Below are 19,786 nucleotides of genomic sequence, written 5' to 3' on the forward strand. Positions count from 1 at the left end.
GACTACTCCTTTCTGTCATTGTTCAATTTCTGTCTTAAGCGCTCCAGTTCCTTATCCAGCGTGGAGGATGACATGTTTCCAGTTACTCCTGAACCATCTTGACCCATCCGCCGGATATCCCGGAGACTTTGTGCTTCATATTCGAGATCTGAGACTTGGTCATCCAGTCGGTTAAACATACGAGGTACATTCTGACCGTTGTGATTCCCTCTCTGGTTCATACGTTGTTGTAACTGAATCGTCTGCATACGAGCGTAGTAATATTGGCGTTTGCTGTATACATTCTGATATTCAACTTTCAACTGGTCGATCTGTTCATCCAGCTCCTGTAATGCCGCATAACTTTGTGCATACAATTCATTGTACTGTTCCATTTTTTCCTCGTGGAGGATTTTCTCCTGCAAGGCCAGCTTAGCGAGATGTTCTTCTCCTGCTTTGAGAGCCATGGAAGCCTGTTCTTCGCGTTTGTTCACCATACCTGCTGCCTGATCGGCTTGTTGTTTCATTTGTCTGGTATGACTTGCATATTGATGACGAAGTTTCTCGGCTTCACCGATGTCTTGGCGGGTCGAGACCAGAAACTGATCAATCAGTTTGACTGGGTCCTGACTTTGCTCCAAATGTTCGTTCAGATTGGCTACGGTAATATCCCGCATTCGACGAAATACACTCATTATGTTCTGTCCCTCCTTTTCATAATCGTGAAAGCTTAGTACCGACCACGACGACTGCGGTTATTGCTTAGCATTGAGATACCAAAGATGATTAACCCGATCGCGATGATCGGTCCGATCAACCATGCCAGTTTACCCATCAGTGAGATGATACCGATGATGAGAACAATCCAGCCAAGCATCACATTCCCTCGTTTGACTCCGTAGTATCCCAGTGCAATCATCAGGACCGGAATCAGATAACCCATTAAGTGTCCAAGAAGTGGAGTTAACTTTCCGAAGAGGAGTAGTGCACCCAGCGCAATCAATACAATCGCCCAGCCATTTCCCTTATTCAATCTCATAATTGTTGTTCACCGCCCTTTCCATTCGTTTGTTTTAATGTTGAGTCATTTGTTCGTTTGTTTCTTGTTTTTTTGTTTCCGTGTTTCTTGTTTAACCTTATGTCCTTATTCTAGGGGATTCTGCGACTTTTCAAAACAGACCGTGGACGGTTTTTCATCCTAGACTCAGGTCGGGGATCTAGTTGGACCTTTGACTGTCCCTGTATAAGACCAACGTTCCACCTAAGCTGAATAACACTCCAGATACCTTCTATTCCCCGTATTCAGGCTACCCTTTAGCCGATATCGACCTGTAGAGAGAATAATGTCCATGTCTCTATTTACGTTCACACTGCAATTTCGTTCCTCATGATTCCGTATTGGATAGTCAGTCCAAGCCGTTTCTCTAGCCTTTTCTGCAAAGTCATCTATCAGCAATCCCTTATCTCTACTTCTATATCCCCCTGTGAAATTACTTATTTATCCAAATAAACAAAATTTAGATTGTTCTATATGTAAGCGTTTACTAAAATAGAAAGTGTTACTATTTCTAATGTCAGGGGTGGAACTGAAACTGTGCGACCAATCAGCTATCTCCATAAAATGATCATCTTCGGAATCCTGTTAAGCACCCTGCCCATTTTGTTAACGGGAATTGCCGCATTTATCTATTCATCAAACCAAACAGAGCTGCATCGTACACAGGCCAACAGACAGTTGCTGGAACAAATGCAATCCAACGTAGAGCACAAACTCGCTACAGTCAGTTATATGCTTGATCAGGCCGTTCGCTCTCCAGTAACCCTTCGTTCCCTGTCTGCTTCTTCTTCACTAGAAGGGAAAGGACCTTTGCTTGCCGACAAGCTACAGAGCGAATTTCAGAATATGAGGTCATGGGAGCCTTTGCTGGATATTACCCTGGTGAATCAATCCCAGAATTGGCTTATTGATCATGCCGGATTATATCGTAATACCGATTTTCCGCTGGCTCTTCCCATGAGGGAATTGATATCGGATACGTTAACTTCTGGATGGCAGCTCTCCCCTTCATCGGTGTTCAGCAATGATGAGCGTTCACCCGGTACAGGCTGTATTTATCATATTGCCCTAGCGAGGTCTATTCCGAATCTGAATACGTCTTCTGATGCTGCCCTGATTGCGGGAATTCCTGCTTGCTCTTTGCAAAATACACGAGGAGAAGCCTCCTTAGGAAATGCTGCCTCAGGACTGATCATTATGAATCGGGAACAACGTATCTTGGTCCATCCCGATCCTGTATACATTGGACAACCGCTGTCTGCCATTGGATTACAGGATCGGGATACAGAAGCCAACATAACCAAACTATCACCCATCACATTTTCAACAGGTTTTGAAAACCGAGAAGTGAAGATCGACGATACACATTATACTCTGACGTATAGCCCTTCTACCTTAAAAGGATGGACTTATGTTCTAATCTCACCTACCAATATTCTGACACAAGAATATATCGATATCGGATTACACACCTTGTATATCAGTATCTTCTTACTTTTACTTTCATTATTACTCGCCTGGCTCGGCTCCAAGCGAATGCATGTCCCGATTCGTAAACTTTTAACCCAACTTGGTGACAACCACCTGTCCAAAGAAGGAAACACGGTAGCTCAGCAATCACCACCATTTTCTGATGAGTTCGAACAAATCAGGGCAGGGGTCTCACAATTATCTGCCTCTCGGTCCCAATTAGAGAACACACTTAATGTGCATCTGTTGCAGATTCGCAATCATTTTATGATGAATCTGTTCCAGGGTAAGATCCCTGTTCATACTCTTCATGACACCTTGCATGAATATGGCTACACACATCAGGTTCGGGAATGGCAACAAATTGCTGTTATTACACTACAGGCCGATCTTGTTAATCATACAAAATATAGAGCTAGTGATCGTGATCTCTTATTATTCGCTATTCAAAATATATTGGAGGAAACGGTTGTGCATAACCAACAATTGCTTCCCATTGTGCTGGAACATACGGTAGTCACGGTGATTGGGACCGTTGAACAGGATCAGTTTATTTTTTCACAGCAGCTATATGTATTAACAGATCAGTTACAACAACAGATGGATAAGATTCTAGCTCTTCAAGTCAGTATAGGATTCAGCCAGCCGCACAGCTCTCTACATCACATCCCTCAAGCTTATACAGAAGCCATGGAAGCATTGAGGCATCGGATGAAGCTGGGAACAGGCATTATTTTTCAATATGAGAACATAGATCATTACGCTCCCACTTGGTCCATGACCTACCCGGAATCATTGGAATATTCGTTGATCCAAGCTATTCAAAGCGCGGACGAAGTTCAGTCCTCTGCTCTTCTGCAACAACTGCTTGAAGTGATCTTTGGTATGGAGGTTACACCCGAGGAGTATGAGGTGGCTCTTACGAGGCTACTCACGCATATTTTGCAAATGACTCAGGAATCCGGCATACGACTCGGACAGTTCTCCCAAGGTCGTGGCTCGATGTTTCATGAACTTCATGGTTTGCAGTACGCTGCTGAAGTTGAGGAGTGGTTTAACCATCAAGTCATCTTGCCCGTCATTCAGGTTTTTAAAGCGAGACAATATGCCCAGTATCAGCATATATCTGAGAAAATGATTGCCATGATCCATCAAGATTATGATAAGGATCTGACGCTTGAGGAATGTGCTGTTAAGCTTCACTACAATGCCAACTACTTGAGTAGTGTTTTCCGCAAAGAGACAGGCTGTGCATTTAGTGAATATCTTACCAAGTACCGATTTAATATCGCTAAAAAATGGCTGGACGAAAGTGAGCTAACCGTTAAAGATATCGCAGCACGACTTCGGTACAACAATCCGCAAAATTTTATCCGATCATTCCGTAAATGGGAAGGAATCACCCCCGGCCAGTATCGGGAGCGTAAGCAGAAAGCAGAAGTGTCGAACAGAAATTAGACAAGGAGCACGATAGTAAGTCGTACTCCTTCGGCCAGCTTGGACACCGCTCCATATAGCTCCCCGAACAGGGCTCGGACCTGTGACAACTCGATTAACCGTCGAGTGCTCTACCAACTGAGAGATCCGGGAATGTACTTCAGAGATCATTCTCTGAAAACAAGGTCTGTGTTTTGTTTTTCGTTGTCTCGAACATCTCTAAATAAACGAGGGTCTGGTTCAAAGCGATCGACAAATTAGTGGCTTCAAAAAGAGGGAGCACATAACCTGCTCCCTTCACTTACAACTTTACTTCTACAATCTTAACATCATATGTTTCAACCGTTCATCTCTTTGCGCAGTGTTGTGATGCTTCCTAGTGTCATCTTAGACGTTAGACTACATTGTCCATCTCAATTCCTTATTATCAGTACACTTGCCAAGCGTATGCGATTTATCGCTTATCCTTAGTACGAACTGTTTTCATATTTGGCTGTTCAAGTTGAATTAGAATTTTACCAAACCTTGCTCCACGTGAGAAGGTCACCGTACTATCCTTGTACGTATCGCTAATGTAATTCTCAGCCAATCTGAGGGAATCTTCATTCGATGGTAACTCATACGTACTAAGCCATTCTGGCAGCTTTTCGATAATCTCTTCCACCGGTACTTCAAATGAGTTAACTTCTCTCGTAATGATCATCGTATAAGAATACCCCTTCAAATACAGCAACTGTTGGATATACCCCATATCACCGGCCTTGTATGAAGAAGTTACCCCCAGTACATCCTTAAGTTCATCCATTAGTGTGTGTTCCTTCTGTCCCGCCATAGTACTTATATACACATACTTCCGGGCGCAATTGATCGCCTGCTCAATCGTTTCCCAATCCGACATCGCCGGACACATGGATGCAAATGCAAAGTCATATTTCTTCTCCCAGCCTTTATCCTGAATAGAGATTTCCTCATATCGTTCGTTTACGATTTCGATTTTGGATTCAAGTGCTGGAGGTATCGTCTCTTTCATAAAGGAGACAAGCAACTCAGAAGGCTCAACTGCTGTCACATTTGCCCCCTTTTCCGCAAAAGGAATGGTAAATATGCCTGAGGCCGCTCCAATGTCCAAAATGGATAACCCTGCGAATTCCACACCCTGGTTTTCAATCCAGCCCATAATACGTTCAGAACGCTGCTTTCCTTCTTCGGTAAACGACTGTGCATGATAATCCCTGGCCCACCGCTCAAATGCTTCTTCTGTATTAAAGGTAGTGCTTTTCTTCTCATATTTTGAAATTCTCGGGCGGTTCTTCCATGCCTCTTCCCATACAGAAAGATCAAATAACAGATCGGTATCCGTTACATTTTTTCCAGTAGTCACTATGCTTCACTCCTCTATAATTGAAGACTTCAATTATCTACAATATACTTAATTAAATCATACGTCAATCTTTATTAACGTCCAACTATCCTTACAATACAAAAAATCAATTTATATAAAATAAAAATAGCCCTACACATTGCATAAGCAACATGTAGGGCTATTCAATATACCGGCGAGAGGACTCGAACCTCCACGGTTTCCCACTCGATTTTGAGTCGAGCGCGTCTGCCATTCCGCCACGCCGGCATATGCTGGAGGCGCCACCCAGATTCGAACTGGGGATAAAGCTTTTGCAGAGCTGTGCCTTACCACTTGGCTATGGCGCCATATTTTGGAGCGGACGACGGGAATCGAACCCGCGACCCTCGCCTTGGCAAGGCGATGCTCTACCGCTGAGCCACGTCCGCATAATGGCTGGGGATATAGGATTTGAACCTATGCATGACGGAGTCAAAGTCCGTTGCCTTACCGCTTGGCTAATCCCCAATAAAAAATGAAAAAACAAAGGGGCGATCGAGGGGAATTGAACCCCCGAATGCCGGATCCACAAACCGGTGCGTTAACCACTTCGCCACGATCGCCACAAAAGGTTATTTTCTAAAAGATAATTGGCAGGGGCAGCAGGAATTGAACCCACACCAACGGTTTTGGAGACCGTTGTTCTACCTTTAAACTATGCCCCTAAAAACTGGTGGAGGATGATGGATTCGAACCACCGAACCCGTACGGGAGCAGATTTACAGTCTGATGCGTTTGGCCACTTCGCTAATCCTCCAGGATTACATGGTGCCGGCGAGAGGACTTGAACCCCCAACCTACTGATTACAAGTCAGTTGCTCTACCAGTTGAGCTACACCGGCATATTAAATTGTTTTAAAAATGGTGGCTCGGGACGGAATCGAACCGCCGACACGAGGATTTTCAGTCCTCTGCTCTACCGACTGAGCTACCGAGCCATAATAAAGTCTAATCTTAATTCCTTACACTTTATATAGGGCATCAGTGCCATACAGCAGATGTAGTGAACAGTTTGCCTCATGTAAAGATTAAATGGCGGAACCGACGGGATTCGAACCCGCGATCTCCTGCGTGACAGGCAGGCATGTTAGGCCAACTACACCACGGTTCCAGATCACTTTCTCAAAGGAAAGTATGATTGCGGGGGCAGGATTTGAACCTGCGGCCTTCGGGTTATGAGCCCGACGAGCTACCGGGCTGCTCCACCCCGCGTCGTTATAAAGTTTATATGGTGGAGGCTGAGGGGATCGAACCCCCGACCCTCTGCTTGTAAGGCAGATGCTCTCCCAGCTGAGCTAAGCCTCCGAACAACACATTTATGATCATACCATAATCTTGTTGTAAAAATCAACTTCTTTTTTGAGAAGTTATTATGACCCGTAGGGGATTCGAACCCCTGTTACCTCCGTGAAAGGGAGGTGTCTTAACCCCTTGACCAACGGGCCTTAATATTATGGCGGAGAGAGAGGGATTCGAACCCTCGAGACGCTTGTGACGCCTACACGATTTCCAATCGTGCTCCTTCGGCCAGCTCGGACACCTCTCCATATGGCTCCCCGAACAGGGCTCGAACCTGTGACAACTCGATTAACAGTCGAGTGCTCTACCAACTGAGCTATCAGGGAATATGCTTCAGAGATCGTTCTCTGAAAACTAGATTCGAAACGAAACATGCGAATTATCACTTGCTAATTGGATAAGCCCTCGACCGATTAGTACTGGTCAGCTCCATGCATTGCTGCACTTCCACCCCCAGCCTATCTACCTCGTCGTCTTCAAGGGGTCTTACATACTGGGAAATCTCATCTTGAGGGGGGCTTCACGCTTAGATGCTTTCAGCGTTTATCCCGTCCGTACATAGCTACCCAGCGGTGCTCCTGGCGGAACAACTGGTACACCAGCGGTACGTCCATCCCGGTCCTCTCGTACTAAGGACAGCTCCTCTCAAATTTCCTACGCCCACGACAGATAGGGACCGAACTGTCTCACGACGTTCTGAACCCAGCTCGCGTACCGCTTTAATGGGCGAACAGCCCAACCCTTGGGACCTACTTCAGCCCCAGGATGCGATGAGCCGACATCGAGGTGCCAAACCTCCCCGTCGATGTGGACTCTTGGGGGAGATAAGCCTGTTATCCCCAGGGTAGCTTTTATCCGTTGAGCGATGGCCCTTCCATGCGGTACCACCGGATCACTAAGCCCGACTTTCGTCCCTGCTCGACTTGTAGGTCTCGCAGTCAAGCTCCCTTATGCCTTTGCACTCTTCGAATGATTTCCAACCATTCTGAGGGAACCTTTGGGCGCCTCCGTTACTCTTTAGGAGGCGACCGCCCCAGTCAAACTGCCCACCTGACACTGTCCCCGCACCGGATTACGGTACCAGGTTAGAACCTAGATACGATCAGGGTGGTATCCCAACGTTGCCTCCACACAAGCTGGCGCTCATGCTTCAAAGGCTCCCACCTATCCTGTACAGATCGTACCCAAATTCAATATCAAGCTGCAGTAAAGCTCCATGGGGTCTTTCCGTCTTGTCGCGGGTAACCTGCATCTTCACAGGTATTAAAATTTCACCGGATCTCTCGTTGAGACAGCGCCCAAGTCGTTACGCCATTCGTGCGGGTCAGAATTTACCTGACAAGGAATTTCGCTACCTTAGGACCGTTATAGTTACGGCCGCCGTTTACTGGGGCTTCGGTTCACAGCTTCGGGATTACTCCCTAACCACTCCCCTTAACCTTCCAGCACCGGGCAGGCGTCAGCCCGTATACTTCGCCTTACGGCTTCGCACAGACCTGTGTTTTTGCTAAACAGTCGCTTGGGCCTTTTCACTGCGGCCCCCTCGTGCTATTCACACTACCGGGGCACCCCTTCTCCCGAAGTTACGGGGTCATTTTGCCGAGTTCCTTAACGAGAGTTCTTCCGCGCGCCTTAGAATACTCTTCTCGCCTACCTGTGTCGGTTTGCGGTACGGGCACCATCACCTGGCTAGAGGCTTTTCTTGGCAGTGTGAGATCATGACCTTCGCTACTATAATTTTCGCTCCCCATCACAGCTCAGCCTTACAATGTGCGGATTTGCCTACACATCAGCCTTACTGCTTAGACGGACATCCATCAGTCCGCGTCACTACCCTACTGCGTCCCCCCATTGCTCATAACGGCTTACGGTGGTACAGGAATTTCGACCTGTTGTCCTTCGACTACGCCTTTCGGCCTCGCCTTAGGTCCCGACTTACCCTGAGCGGACGAGCCTTCCTCAGGAACCCTTAGGCTTTCGGCGGATCAGATTCTCACTGATCTTTTCGTTACTCATACCGGCATTCTCACTTGTATAATGTCCAGCGCTCCTTACGGTACACCTTCAACCCTTATACAACGCTCCCCTACCCCTGATGCAAAGCATCAAGCCATAGCTTCGGTGGTGTGTTTAGCCCCGTTACATTTTCGGCGCAGAGTCACTCGACCAGTGAGCTATTACGCACTCTTTCAATGGTGGCTGCTTCTAAGCCAACATCCTGGTTGTCTGTGCAACTCCACATCCTTTCCCACTTAACACACACTTGGGGACCTTAGCTGATGGTCTGGGCTGTTTCCCTTTTGACAATGGATCTTAGCACTCACTGTCTGACTCCCGGAAGTAAGTCTATGGCATTCGGAGTTTGACTGAGCTTGGTAACCCTTGCGGGCCCCGCACCCAATCAGTGCTCTACCTCCACGACTCTGTTTTCCGAGGCTAGCCCTAAAGCTATTTCGGGGAGAACCAGCTATCTCCGAGTTCGATTGGAATTTCTCCGCTACCCCCACCTCATCCCCGCATTTTTCAACATGCGTGGGTTCGGGCCTCCAGTGCGTGTTACCGCACCTTCACCCTGGACAGGGGTAGATCACCCGGTTTCGGGTCTACGTCCACGTACTATGTCGCCCTATTCAGACTCGCTTTCGCTGCGGCTCCGGCTCTTCACCTTAACCTTGCACGGGAACGTAACTCGCCGGTTCATTCTACAAAAGGCACGCCATCACCCCTAAAACGGGCTCTGACTTTTTGTAAGCACACGGTTTCAGGTTCTATTTCACTCCCCTTCCGGGGTGCTTTTCACCTTTCCCTCACGGTACTGCTTCACTATCGGTCGCTAGGAAGTATTTAGCCTTGGCAGATGGTCCTGCCGGATTCATACGGGGTTTCACGTGCCCCGCACTACTCGGGATCCGTCTCGGAGGGAACCAACTTTCAACTACAGGGCTTTTACCTTCTTTGGCGGGCCTTTCCAGACCTCTTCGCTTAACCGGTTCCTTTGTAACTCCATGTGAGACGTCCCACAACCCCAAAGAGCAAGCTCTCTGGTTTGGGCTTCTCCGCGTTCGCTCGCCGCTACTGACGGAATCACTATTGTTTTCTCTTCCTCAGGGTACTTAGATGTTTCAGTTCCCCTGGTATGCCTCTGCACAACCTATGTATTCAGTTGTGAGTAACTGGAAATTACCCCAGCTGGGTTTCCCCATTCGGACACCCCCGGATCAAAGCTTGCTTACAGCTCCCCGAGGCAGTTTCGTTGTTCGCCACGTCCTTCATCGGCTCCTAGCGCCTAGGCATCCTCCGTGTGCTCTTAGTAGCTTAACCAGTTTGCTCCGGTTTTGGCTGTTCGCTTCCCTTGTTTTGGACTACGTCCAAAGCCAAAAGTCGCTCCCATTCAATACCATCGCAAAAGCAATTAAGTACCAATTTATTAAACTTGTTTAACACAAGTTCAGCTAAAAAGGAATGTTCTAATTCGCGTTTGTTTCGTTTCGATATCTAGTTTTCAAAGAACAAGCTCCATGCAAAAGCAAGCTGTTTTGAGAGTTTGAGCTCTCAAAACTGAGCAACGAGTGAGTGTTTTGCAGCTAAGCTGCATATTTGAATGTTTCCGTTGCAGGAAACGATTCTCCATAGAAAGGAGGTGATCCAGCCGCACCTTCCGATACGGCTACCTTGTTACGACTTCACCCCAATCATCTATCCCACCTTCGGCGGCTGGCTCCTTGCGGTTACCCCACCGACTTCGGGTGTTATAAACTCTCGTGGTGTGACGGGCGGTGTGTACAAGACCCGGGAACGTATTCACCGCGGCATGCTGATCCGCGATTACTAGCAATTCCGACTTCATGCAGGCGAGTTGCAGCCTGCAATCCGAACTGAGACCGGCTTTGTTGGGATTGGCTCCATCTCGCGATTTCGCAGCCCGTTGTACCGGCCATTGTAGTACGTGTGTAGCCCAGGTCATAAGGGGCATGATGATTTGACGTCATCCCCACCTTCCTCCGGTTTGTCACCGGCAGTCTATCTAGAGTGCCCATCCGAAATGCTGGCAACTAAATATAAGGGTTGCGCTCGTTGCGGGACTTAACCCAACATCTCACGACACGAGCTGACGACAACCATGCACCACCTGTCTCCTCTGTCCCGAAGGAAAGATACATCTCTGTACCGATCAGAGGGATGTCAAGACCTGGTAAGGTTCTTCGCGTTGCTTCGAATTAAACCACATACTCCACTGCTTGTGCGGGTCCCCGTCAATTCCTTTGAGTTTCAGTCTTGCGACCGTACTCCCCAGGCGGAGTGCTTAATGTGTTAACTTCGGCACCAAGGGTATCGAAACCCCTAACACCTAGCACTCATCGTTTACGGCGTGGACTACCAGGGTATCTAATCCTGTTTGCTCCCCACGCTTTCGCGCCTCAGCGTCAGTTACAGCCCAGAGAGTCGCCTTCGCCACTGGTGTTCCTCCACATATCTACGCATTTCACCGCTACACGTGGAATTCCACTCTCCTCTTCTGCACTCAAGTCACCCAGTTTCCAGTGCGATCCGGGGTTGAGCCCCGGGATTAAACACCAGACTTAAATGACCGCCTGCGCGCGCTTTACGCCCAATAATTCCGGACAACGCTTGCCCCCTACGTATTACCGCGGCTGCTGGCACGTAGTTAGCCGGGGCTTTCTTCTCAGGTACCGTCACCTTGAGAGCAGTTACTCTCCCAAGCGTTCTTCCCTGGCAACAGAGCTTTACGATCCGAAAACCTTCATCACTCACGCGGCATTGCTCCGTCAGGCTTTCGCCCATTGCGGAAGATTCCCTACTGCTGCCTCCCGTAGGAGTCTGGGCCGTGTCTCAGTCCCAGTGTGGCCGATCACCCTCTCAGGTCGGCTACGCATCGTCGCCTTGGTGAGCCGTTACCTCACCAACTAGCTAATGCGCCGCAGGCCCATCCCCAAGTGACAGATTGCTCCGTCTTTCCAGTTCTCTTCAGGCGAAGAAAACAATTATTCGGTATTAGCTACCGTTTCCGGTAGTTGTCCCAAACTTGAGGGCAGGTTGCCTACGTGTTACTCACCCGTCCGCCGCTAACTATCAGAGAAGCAAGCTTCTCTTCAAGTCCGCTCGACTTGCATGTATTAGGCATGCCGCCAGCGTTCGTCCTGAGCCAGGATCAAACTCTCCAATAAAGTATTGAAAAGAGCGATAAGCTCATTTTGAATCTGACGAGATTAAAAATCTCATTTGTGCTCCAGTCGATTCAAGCCAAGGCTTGTCTCAACTTTCGCGTTCATTCTGCAAGCAGAATGTTTACTCACTCGTTGTTCAGTTTTCAAAGATCAAACACGGTTTGTTTCACTTCATTTTCGTCTCAACCAAGTTTCGGCGGCGACTTAAATAATGTAACACATTTCGTTTGTTTTCGTCAAGAAATTTTTTAATTTCTTTTTTGAAGCTTTAGTTCTTCACTTTTCCTCTGAAGAATTTATCGTTTGTTGACGATAATCTCGTTTGAGGAACGAAATATAATGTATCATATATCATGAATGAGAGTCAACATCTTTTTATAAATTATTAAACAAACAAAAAAGGAAGGTTTCCCCTCCCTTATGTGATCAATATAACGTCAGGCTTCGGGAGGAGGTTATGCCTCTATCCAATACCGAATCTCCCGGCCCTCTCCTCCGATCGATGGCCATCCTGCCGATTCTTTTACAATAGAACGAAAGACCAGCTTACGTATAACCAATGGCAGATCTTCTCGAACAAATCTTAACTGCGGATGATGAACAAGTTCATTCATGCTCCACGGCTCCTTGCGACTTCTTAACACACGCAGCAGCAGTTCTGAGCATTCACTCATTTTGGACATTACGGAAAACTCACAGGCAAGCAGGACAAGCTCTACTCGCTGCTCCAGCGTCTCCGAGCTTACGGTAAGCTCTTGATATAGTTTCCATAAAGCGCGATCCAGATTCTGCACATGTGTCCAGACGGCATGATCCGGGTATATCCCCTGTTCAATCAATACAATTCTTGCCCAGTTCCCCAGAGCCTCTAATACATTGTAGTAGGCGTCTACAACATGGCCTTCCTGAATATGACGTTTGGCCTCCACATACATTCTCAAAAAACTGGTGAATTCATGAAGCAGCTTCTGCTCACGCAATTCTGCCCCAAAGGTAGACAGTTCTTCTCGCAAATCACTTAATGCGCTGTCCGCTTCCCAGATAATCTCACCTTCAATTAGACACTGGGTGAGATTATTATGATTTCCGGTAACTACACTACTCTTTAATTCATGACGGCTTGCATAGATCATCTGATAACGAAGATCACCATATCTGTAATGTCCCACTGCCGACTTCAATTGATCATCATTATGAACAACAAGTACTAATAATTCGAAATCTTGAATTAGGGAGCCGTGGAATCGCTCTCCCGGGTGGGAATAAGCGATAGCCCCAACTGCCCCTGTCTCTTCCGACTGTTCGGACAAAAAAGCAAGGTTCTTTAATTCCACGATTCCCTCCATACATTTCATGGCAGATAAGCGCCAAGTCAGTTATAATGTAATTCTACATCCAGACTGAAGTTTCCTTCTTTTCCAGGTCCGATACTACTCATACGATAGGAGCATTTTTCATGATTTTTAAATCAGCAAAAATTAATGCTTTTCGCACTTGGGGATTACTACTGACCATGCTAGGTATGGGCCTAATGATACTCGGAACAGCCGGGATTGTTTTCTGGGGACATGCAGGCAAGGTATTCGCAGCTGTAGGGCTCGTCATCGGACTGATTGCCATGATGGCCAGTCTAGCCATTTATTTCTGGGCGGGTATGCTCTCCACCAGTGCAGTACAAGTCGACTGTCCGGAATGCGGGAAGTTAACCAAAATGCTTGGCAAAACGGATCGGTGTATGTTCTGTCATACCATCCTCACCCTGGACCCTAATAAGGCCAACATGACCAGTCAGCAACTGAAAGCGCCTTCTACAACAGTTCCCCCCACCGATGGTTAGCACGATATGATCTCCAACCGCTAAATGTCTTTTACCTTAATTTCATTGAAGAACAAAAAAAGGCCCGGTATGTTTACCGGACCTTTTTGGATTTTGCTTATAAGTGAGCCCTTATTGGTGTTATCGATAGCTAAAATATGAAGTTAAGTTATAAGTTCTAAGACCAATAAAACGGTAGACTGCACGTATGATGGTATCCAATAATAAACTTTGAACTTAGTGAAAATAAATTGGAGCAAGCAGACACTCTGAGTTCGAATAATTTATTTCTGGTAACCGGCCTGCTTTAATACCTCCCATGCAGAAGCATTAGCAAAACTCCGATTCCATGCTGCTACTCCGCCCAGTTTCAACGAAGCAATCAAATCCACCCGCGCCTGAAGGGACACGGCATCTTCGATCCATATTTTCTTGGTAGCTCCGTCTTCCTTATATTCCACATAGTTCTGTCCACTTGCCTGATCCAGTTCAGGTTTGAGTTTCTTCTCTTGGATCAGCTCCACAATGGCATTCATGCCCACCGCTTTGGAAGACACTTTAACCTCACCCTGATCATTCGTCTCTTCCGTCCAGATCCGGGTATAGAGCGGAACCGCCATGATCAACTTGTTAGAAGGGACTTCATCCTCCTCAAGTATGCGTCTCATGGAAGCCTCGGTCCAAGGCAGAGATGCTACCGAACCTGCCTTGGGACTGGCCGCCCAATGTTCATCATAAGCCATCACCATAACATAGTCTGCAAAAGAACCTAATGCACGGCGATCCAGAAAGGCAGACCACATCTCACTGTTTGATTTCGGTGTTACATCGATTGATAACATCAATCCATGTATACGTGCCATCGCCTTGATCTCGCGCACAAATTGCGTAATGTTAGGCCCGTCATCTGTATACACGTTCTCAAAGTCGATGTTAATACCATCCAGTTGATACGTCTGCGCATACTCTAACATCTGCTCAATAATATGAGTGCGTGTCTCGTAAGTAGCTACAGCTTCTTTTGTAACGTCCGGGTCAAAGTTGTTATCCATGAGTCCCCATACTTCCATACCCGAACGGTGAGCCCAGTTCACATAAGCTTGGTTTCCCTTGCTTTTCACCGTGCCCTGTCCATCCGTAATATGAAACCATGTGGGGCTGACCACATTCACACCAGGCATTTTACCGATAGAACCCACATCAGGCTGACGATTGTACACGGCTTCCCAAACCAGATTTACCGGTTTATTCTGCCACTTCTTCTCTGCTGCAGTCAGCGTATACTTAGGCAAGTCCACCTTCTTTTTCTCGGTGAGGACAATATAATCATTATCTACATATCCGGCATATCCATTATCAAGTTGAACAAAACTCTGTTTATCACCCGTCTGCCATACACGTACCCGTGCATCCTTTTCCATATCGGCAATGATTGGTGAGGATTCTCCCCCACGTTTATATAACGGCACGGTCTTGTCCGCTTTGGATGATAATGTATCAATCTCTGCATACTGTATCATGTCTCCACCACGCATCAGCAGCACAGCACCTGTTACTGAATCTTCCTGTACGGTTATGCCATATACTTCTTTCAAAGGTTTGAGCGGAATATAGGCTTCTCCGTCCTTAACCTCAGGTTTAACTGTCATAGGATAATCTTTGTGATTAAGTTCTGCTTGTGTGCTTCCATCTTTCATATGAAGGACTCGCTGAGGAGAGGCAATAATGATATCTCCCGATTCTGATTCATAACGTATGCCTGCATCAATCGCTTCTTGCAAAACATCTACAGGCAACTTGAGTTGATCTCCTGTACCCAGAGCGTCTCCATCCATCAGTTGCCCATCTACAAAAATAGGCTGGCTTCTTCCTACCCAGTCGGGGTCTTCATGGGTCTGGTTCAACCATACATTCGTTATAAGCCAGTAAGCCCCTCCGGCGATCAGACAAGCCCCGAGAAAACCGGGCCAAAATGAACGTCGCTTCTGACGTGTATATCTGCTTTTTCTACCCAAACGTCTACCTCCGTTAATTATGCTGATCATAGGGATGTGCGCATAAGTTGTTATCAAAATGAGTGTTTTGCATAAATGCTAAAAAAAAACGTGAAGAATCCATACTGAATTCTGCACGTTAATATTGTAATTCAACTCTCTTAATCCCTGCAACTTTTGCAAACGCCATATACTTCCAATCGGTGACCGTGTACTTCGAATCCTGTACTAGACTCCGCCTGAAGCTCTACACTTTTGAGTGAAGGATAGCTGAAGTCTTCAATCTTGCCGCATTGATCACAGATAACATGATAATGATCCGTCACATTGGCATCGAAGCGACTTGAATTATCTCCGTATGTCAATTCCCGGACCATGCCAGCTTCCAGAAACATCTTCAAATTATTATATACCGTTGCCACGCTCATACTGGGAAATTGGGGTTCAAGGGCTCGGTAAATTTCATCGGCTGTCGGATGCCCCATGGATTCCATCAGATAGTTCAATATGGCATGACGCTGGGGTGTAATACGGACACCGGTCGTTTTCAGATGCTCCAACGCATGTTGGACACGTGTTGCCATAAAACCCACCGCCTTACCTTTCATTCTCTGGTGAAGAGTAATTTACTGTCTCCTCGCTCAGAGTTGATTCCCGGCCATTAAGAACGACAATCCATCTTTCATGCCGTGTAATCTTGCCAGTGTACATTTATTGTACGGCGATTACAAGTTTATTGTCAACGCGGCAGTCAAGGAACCTCTGTAGAATCCTGCTGGGAATTTGGTCCGTCCTCGGTAGTCTGTTCCAGATTCTCAGCCGTATCTTCAGAATCAGGTGTAACTGTTTCAGGCGTAGATACAGCCGGGTTGCTCTGAATGGTGAGATCACTGTTGCCTTCAATTTTCACCCTGTACTCGCCCTCACCGAGCTGGCCTTCTATGGTTTTATTCTGTACTTTGAAAGGTAGATCCGTACTTAGATCTCCATAACTGCTGGAACCCGCAAGACTGTAGTCTCCACGATCAGGAAGTAATACGTTAATGGCTCCCACCGCACTGTACACATCCCAGTCCCCTCCGACTTTGGTAGATACGATGTTAATGCTGCCATTAAGCGATTGGGCTTTGATTCCCAGATTGGCTCCATCCAGCGTAATATTGCCGTTGCGTGTCTCTGCGATGAATTCACCAACGGAGTCCGCAATACTGATACTTCCCACTTGTGTAGCAAGATCTACATCGCCGGAAATACCGCGAGCCTTCATGTCGCCACGGTTACTGTCCAGATCGACATTACCAATGGCATTGGCTACAATGACATCCCCGTTCAACGTTTTCCCGGAGATATCTCCAACAGCATTGGTAATCCGGATACGTCCGTTACCCGTTTCGGCCAGTATGGTACTAATGGCTTCCGGACGGTTTAATAATATCGCTCCATTGGACGTTCGAATATCCAGATTAAAACGACGATCATCCGGGATCGTAATGGTAAGATTCATCCGTGGCTGCGTTTTTTCATTGTCTCCATAAGTCTTGCCTGTAGCTTTGATATAAATTACTTTTGTACCATCGGCCTCTACAAAAGAGGCTGCTGCAACGGCCTTTGCCTGTACTTCCGTCGTCTGATCTACCCAGATCACCGTCCGTACTTCAATCTCATCTGTATCTCCGCGTTGTACCGAGATATCTCCGTTGACACCTTCAACCACCAGGTCTGACGTATCCATGCGAACAGGTACACGAATCGTTCCCTTATCCTCCATATATCCTGCCGCTTGACTGTAGTCCATGGATGCCGCTCCGAGATTTAGACTCACTCTATTCCATAAGTGCATGTAGTGATCCTGCTCGGTGACGATAAATACGGAAGCTGCCAAAATCAGTGAGGTTAGAATCCCTTTGGCATCGGGTCTGAAACGTACTTTGATTTGCTCATCAGGATTGCTCGGGTTATCCGATTGCACCTTGTTTCTTCTGCGTGTCCACAGGAACAGCACAATATATTCAACACCTAAAACAACGAGCAAAAATGGCCACCAGTCCACCATCTCATATACGTAGTCAGTTCCCCACCGTTTATCCAAAATCAACAGCACACCGACCGCTATGATTAAGGCGGCAGCCGTATAGCGGCCAACCCGGACTTTACGGTTCATCACGTTCCCTCCTTGTATCGTTTCCACTACATTTTTTTCTTGTTCAACATCACCCAGAATTCACGACCAAACAGAAGCAAACCGCCTACGATCATGAGAACCGCAAATGAATATCCGCCGTACATGGCGAGAAGCTCTTGAAACCAACGTGGTTTGCGGAAAAACAGCACCATCAAAGACCCTCCCACAATCAGAAGTAATCCAAACGATATGCCTCTCTCCCAAACCATCATTGCATCTCTTGTAGAACGTTCATTAGTTATCGGCTTGTCCGAAGTTGCCTGGGTTACTGCTCTACGTCTGCGCATCATGACCCAATCTGCAGATTGCAACACATCATATACATTGTAAAAGTAAATAACCGGAATACACAAAGCCAGTAAGATGAGCAATGGCACATTGATCTGTATACCAATAGATGAGAAGTACAACACTGCTGACAGATCAAGCAAAACAAGCAGCATAAAGGTCAAACCTCTCATGTACAATCTCAGATAAATATGACCCAGGCCAGGAATAATGGCACTCAGTAATCCCGCGATAAACTTGTGAGTCCGATTTCTGACCGGTTTGGCCTGGACTGAACGGGTCTTTTTGTTCAATTGACGTCTCCGTTTCATAACATACTCCTCTCTTCTGATCTGACCTTCCGCTCTTCATGCATTTGGTTAGATAGTACCCTAAAGAGCAAGGAGAGTAACTGGAAGAAATATGGATATGACCAAAAACCCTCCGGCACTACTGGCCTGGGGAGGGTTGTAATTCATTTATTCGATCGACACCTTGGTAACGTGTTCCCATTGTCTTAACTTGGATACCAAGCCTACCGTTTGGAAATCATGCGGTACCTGAACATGTAACACAATCTCAATTTTACGTTCAACCGAGACCATCTCTGCATAAGCCAAGTCTTGTTCATTCACGGTAATTTTACGAATTTTGATCTTTTCCTGCTCCATACATGAAGACAGTTGTTCGAGAAAACCGGGTTCTGACAAGGTATGAAGTGTAACAACATGCAGTTTGTTCCCTCGTAAATACCTTAGCTCTAATTTGTTAAATACCCAGAGATTAAGTAATACCAGAACGGTGGATACGATAGAGGCAAAAAAGAATCCCGCACCTGCTGCGAGCCCAATGGCTGCAACAACCCAGATTGAAGCTGCTGTAGTCAGTCCGGTAATGGATTTTCCCGTGAAGAGAATTGTCCCTGCTCCCAGGAATCCGACACCAGTAATTACAGCAGTAGCCAGACGGGCTGGATCGATCCTTACATTTAATTCATTAGCAAAATCTTTAAAGCCATAAACAGACAACATCATAATCAGTGCGGAACCAAGACATACCAGGATATGGGTACGCAAACCGGCAGCATGATTGGACCGTTCCCGCTCCAGGCCTACGAGCCCTCCAAGCAGCATAGCCAGCAATAATCGTAATAAAATGTGCCACTCATCAATGAACCAGGGATCGCCCAAAGTCGGTATTCCTCCTCAAGTTGTTAATATTATTAAAGTTTATTCTTGTGAAAAGTCGTTAATTCCACTCCAGGTGCAATCTGTGTGACTTCCACGGGATTAAAACCAAATTTGGTGTACAGATTCACTGCGGGTTGATTCAGCGTTCCTGTGGAGACGATATAACGCGGAAGATCCGCATGCTGTTCCAACACATAGGTCATCAAAGATGCCGCAATTCCCTTGCGAAAGTGATCCGGGTGCACCATCATTCGTGTAATGGTCAGTGTATTCTCCTCTTCCTCTGTTACAGCGACAGCCCCGATAAGCTCTCCGTCATCGTGGATACAACCATAAAAACTCTCTCCACAATCCCGAAGTGTCTCCATCGTATCCATCAAAGGAGGAATCTCCTGAAATCCGATGATTTCGGCTTCCAATCGATAAGCTACATGTTGTAGTCTCCATAACTGTCCCAACGTCTCCAGATCACTCAGTGACAATGGTTGAATGTTCATATCTGTTCCC

At 46.8% G+C, this 19,786-nt stretch carries 12 protein-coding genes, 16 tRNA genes and 2 rRNA genes; 2 read left to right on the forward strand and 28 right to left on the reverse strand.

Features of this window, described 5'->3' with window-relative positions; all coding sequences use genetic code 11:
• Positions 1-2: 2 nt before the first annotated feature.
• A complete protein-coding gene (locus F0220_RS25340) occupies positions 3-674 on the reverse strand; it encodes a PspA/IM30 family protein (protein WP_105601364.1) in 672 nt (223 codons plus the stop codon).
• Between the two features lie 35 nt (positions 675-709).
• The gene (locus tag F0220_RS25345) at positions 710-1,018 is read right to left on the reverse strand and encodes a LiaF transmembrane domain-containing protein (RefSeq protein ID WP_017692311.1); all 309 of its coding nucleotides are present in this window, start codon (positions 1,016-1,018) and stop codon (positions 710-712) included.
• Between the two features lie 582 nt (positions 1,019-1,600).
• Here F0220_RS25345 and F0220_RS25350 point away from each other — a divergent pair.
• On the forward strand, positions 1,601-3,964 hold the full coding sequence (locus tag F0220_RS25350) for a helix-turn-helix domain-containing protein (protein WP_146117109.1): 2,364 nt from the start codon (positions 1,601-1,603) through the stop codon (positions 3,962-3,964).
• Positions 3,965-4,023: 59 nt separating this feature from the next.
• Here the strand turns inward: F0220_RS25350 and F0220_RS25355 are convergent.
• The 20 genes from F0220_RS25355 to F0220_RS25450 all read right to left on the reverse strand — a co-directional run bounded on the left by F0220_RS25355 (position 4,024) and on the right by F0220_RS25450 (position 13,164).
• A tRNA-Asn gene (locus F0220_RS25355) sits at positions 4,024-4,096 on the reverse strand.
• 301 nt (positions 4,097-4,397) lie between these two features.
• Positions 4,398-5,324 (reverse strand): class I SAM-dependent methyltransferase, encoded by a 927-nt coding sequence (locus tag F0220_RS25360; protein WP_105601367.1) that lies wholly within the window; start codon positions 5,322-5,324, stop codon positions 4,398-4,400.
• Positions 5,325-5,494: 170 nt separating this feature from the next.
• Positions 5,495-5,573: transfer RNA gene (locus F0220_RS25365), tRNA-Leu, on the reverse strand.
• Positions 5,574-5,579: 6 nt separating this feature from the next.
• A tRNA-Cys gene (locus tag F0220_RS25370) sits at positions 5,580-5,653 on the reverse strand.
• Between the two features lie 6 nt (positions 5,654-5,659).
• Positions 5,660-5,734: transfer RNA gene (locus tag F0220_RS25375), tRNA-Gly, on the reverse strand.
• Positions 5,735-5,738: 4 nt separating this feature from the next.
• Positions 5,739-5,813: transfer RNA gene (locus F0220_RS25380), tRNA-Gln, on the reverse strand.
• Positions 5,814-5,835: 22 nt separating this feature from the next.
• Positions 5,836-5,908: transfer RNA gene (locus F0220_RS25385), tRNA-His, on the reverse strand.
• A 28-nt stretch (positions 5,909-5,936) separates the two neighbouring features.
• Positions 5,937-6,010, reverse strand: a tRNA-Trp gene (locus tag F0220_RS25390).
• Positions 6,011-6,016: 6 nt separating this feature from the next.
• Positions 6,017-6,102: transfer RNA gene (locus F0220_RS25395), tRNA-Tyr, on the reverse strand.
• A 9-nt stretch (positions 6,103-6,111) separates the two neighbouring features.
• Positions 6,112-6,187 (reverse strand) — tRNA-Thr (locus F0220_RS25400).
• A gap of 20 nt (positions 6,188-6,207) precedes the next feature.
• A tRNA-Phe gene (locus F0220_RS25405) sits at positions 6,208-6,283 on the reverse strand.
• A gap of 95 nt (positions 6,284-6,378) precedes the next feature.
• Positions 6,379-6,456 (reverse strand) — tRNA-Asp (locus F0220_RS25410).
• Between the two features lie 27 nt (positions 6,457-6,483).
• Positions 6,484-6,557 (reverse strand) — tRNA-Met (locus F0220_RS25415).
• Between the two features lie 17 nt (positions 6,558-6,574).
• Positions 6,575-6,650 (reverse strand) — tRNA-Val (locus tag F0220_RS25420).
• A 68-nt stretch (positions 6,651-6,718) separates the two neighbouring features.
• A tRNA-Glu gene (locus F0220_RS25425) sits at positions 6,719-6,790 on the reverse strand.
• A 9-nt stretch (positions 6,791-6,799) separates the two neighbouring features.
• Positions 6,800-6,891 (reverse strand) — tRNA-Ser (locus F0220_RS25430).
• Between the two features lie 3 nt (positions 6,892-6,894).
• Positions 6,895-6,970, reverse strand: a tRNA-Asn gene (locus tag F0220_RS25435).
• Positions 6,971-7,037: 67 nt separating this feature from the next.
• Positions 7,038-9,965, reverse strand: a 23S ribosomal RNA gene (locus F0220_RS25440).
• Positions 9,966-10,277: 312 nt separating this feature from the next.
• Positions 10,278-11,830, reverse strand: a 16S ribosomal RNA gene (locus F0220_RS25445).
• Together the 16S and 23S rRNA genes with 15 tRNA genes alongside form the textbook arrangement of a ribosomal RNA operon.
• Before the next feature lie 455 nt (positions 11,831-12,285).
• Complete coding sequence (locus tag F0220_RS25450; protein WP_036607052.1) at positions 12,286-13,164, reverse strand: nucleotidyltransferase-like protein; 879 nt, start codon at positions 13,162-13,164, stop codon at positions 12,286-12,288.
• 122 nt (positions 13,165-13,286) lie between these two features.
• Here F0220_RS25450 and F0220_RS25455 point away from each other — a divergent pair, with 122 nt between their 5' ends.
• On the forward strand, positions 13,287-13,667 hold the full coding sequence (locus tag F0220_RS25455; RefSeq protein ID WP_076319627.1) for a DUF2614 family zinc ribbon-containing protein: 381 nt from the start codon (positions 13,287-13,289) through the stop codon (positions 13,665-13,667).
• Positions 13,668-13,930: 263 nt separating this feature from the next.
• Here F0220_RS25455 and F0220_RS25460 read toward each other — a convergent pair whose 3' ends face one another.
• From F0220_RS25460 to F0220_RS25485, 6 genes are all read right to left on the reverse strand, one after another.
• Complete coding sequence (locus tag F0220_RS25460) at positions 13,931-15,661, reverse strand: glycosyl hydrolase family 18 protein (protein WP_149846798.1); 1,731 nt, start codon at positions 15,659-15,661, stop codon at positions 13,931-13,933.
• A 140-nt stretch (positions 15,662-15,801) separates the two neighbouring features.
• The gene (perR, locus tag F0220_RS25465; RefSeq protein WP_026081471.1) at positions 15,802-16,224 is read right to left on the reverse strand and encodes a peroxide-responsive transcriptional repressor PerR; all 423 of its coding nucleotides are present in this window, start codon (positions 16,222-16,224) and stop codon (positions 15,802-15,804) included.
• 167 nt (positions 16,225-16,391) lie between these two features.
• Positions 16,392-17,801: a DUF4097 family beta strand repeat-containing protein gene (locus tag F0220_RS25470; RefSeq protein WP_105601858.1), complete on the reverse strand. Its 1,410-nt coding sequence runs from the start codon at positions 17,799-17,801 to the stop codon at positions 16,392-16,394.
• 26 nt (positions 17,802-17,827) lie between these two features.
• On the reverse strand, positions 17,828-18,421 hold the full coding sequence (locus tag F0220_RS25475; RefSeq protein ID WP_074096431.1) for a hypothetical protein: 594 nt from the start codon (positions 18,419-18,421) through the stop codon (positions 17,828-17,830).
• 147 nt (positions 18,422-18,568) lie between these two features.
• The gene (locus tag F0220_RS25480; RefSeq protein WP_017692302.1) at positions 18,569-19,279 is read right to left on the reverse strand and encodes an MgtC/SapB family protein; all 711 of its coding nucleotides are present in this window, start codon (positions 19,277-19,279) and stop codon (positions 18,569-18,571) included.
• 32 nt (positions 19,280-19,311) lie between these two features.
• Positions 19,312-19,776 (reverse strand): GNAT family N-acetyltransferase, encoded by a 465-nt coding sequence (locus tag F0220_RS25485; RefSeq protein ID WP_091019363.1) that lies wholly within the window; start codon positions 19,774-19,776, stop codon positions 19,312-19,314.
• Between the last annotated feature and the right edge of the window lie 10 nt (positions 19,777-19,786).

It is taken from the genome of Paenibacillus sp. 37 (genome assembly GCF_008386395.1).
GTDB lineage: Bacteria > Bacillota > Bacilli > Paenibacillales > Paenibacillaceae > Paenibacillus > Paenibacillus amylolyticus_B.

Excerpts from the sequence above, each read along its gene's own strand:
- F0220_RS25345 (WP_017692311.1), bottom strand. The coding sequence starts at position 1,018 with ATGAGATTGAATAAGGGAAATGGCTGGGCGATTGTATTGATTGCGCTG.
- F0220_RS25475 (WP_074096431.1), bottom strand. The coding sequence starts at position 18,421 with ATGAAACGGAGACGTCAATTGAACAAAAAGACCCGTTCAGTCCAGGCC.
- F0220_RS25455 (WP_076319627.1), top strand. The coding sequence starts at position 13,287 with ATGATTTTTAAATCAGCAAAAATTAATGCTTTTCGCACTTGGGGATTA.
- perR (WP_026081471.1), bottom strand. The coding sequence starts at position 16,224 with ATGGCAACACGTGTCCAACATGCGTTGGAGCATCTGAAAACGACCGGT.
- F0220_RS25485 (WP_091019363.1), bottom strand. The coding sequence starts at position 19,776 with ATGAACATTCAACCATTGTCACTGAGTGATCTGGAGACGTTGGGACAG.
- F0220_RS25470 (WP_105601858.1), bottom strand. The coding sequence starts at position 17,801 with ATGAACCGTAAAGTCCGGGTTGGCCGCTATACGGCTGCCGCCTTAATC.
- F0220_RS25340 (WP_105601364.1), bottom strand. The coding sequence starts at position 674 with ATGAGTGTATTTCGTCGAATGCGGGATATTACCGTAGCCAATCTGAAC.
- F0220_RS25350 (WP_146117109.1), top strand. The coding sequence starts at position 1,601 with ATGATCATCTTCGGAATCCTGTTAAGCACCCTGCCCATTTTGTTAACG.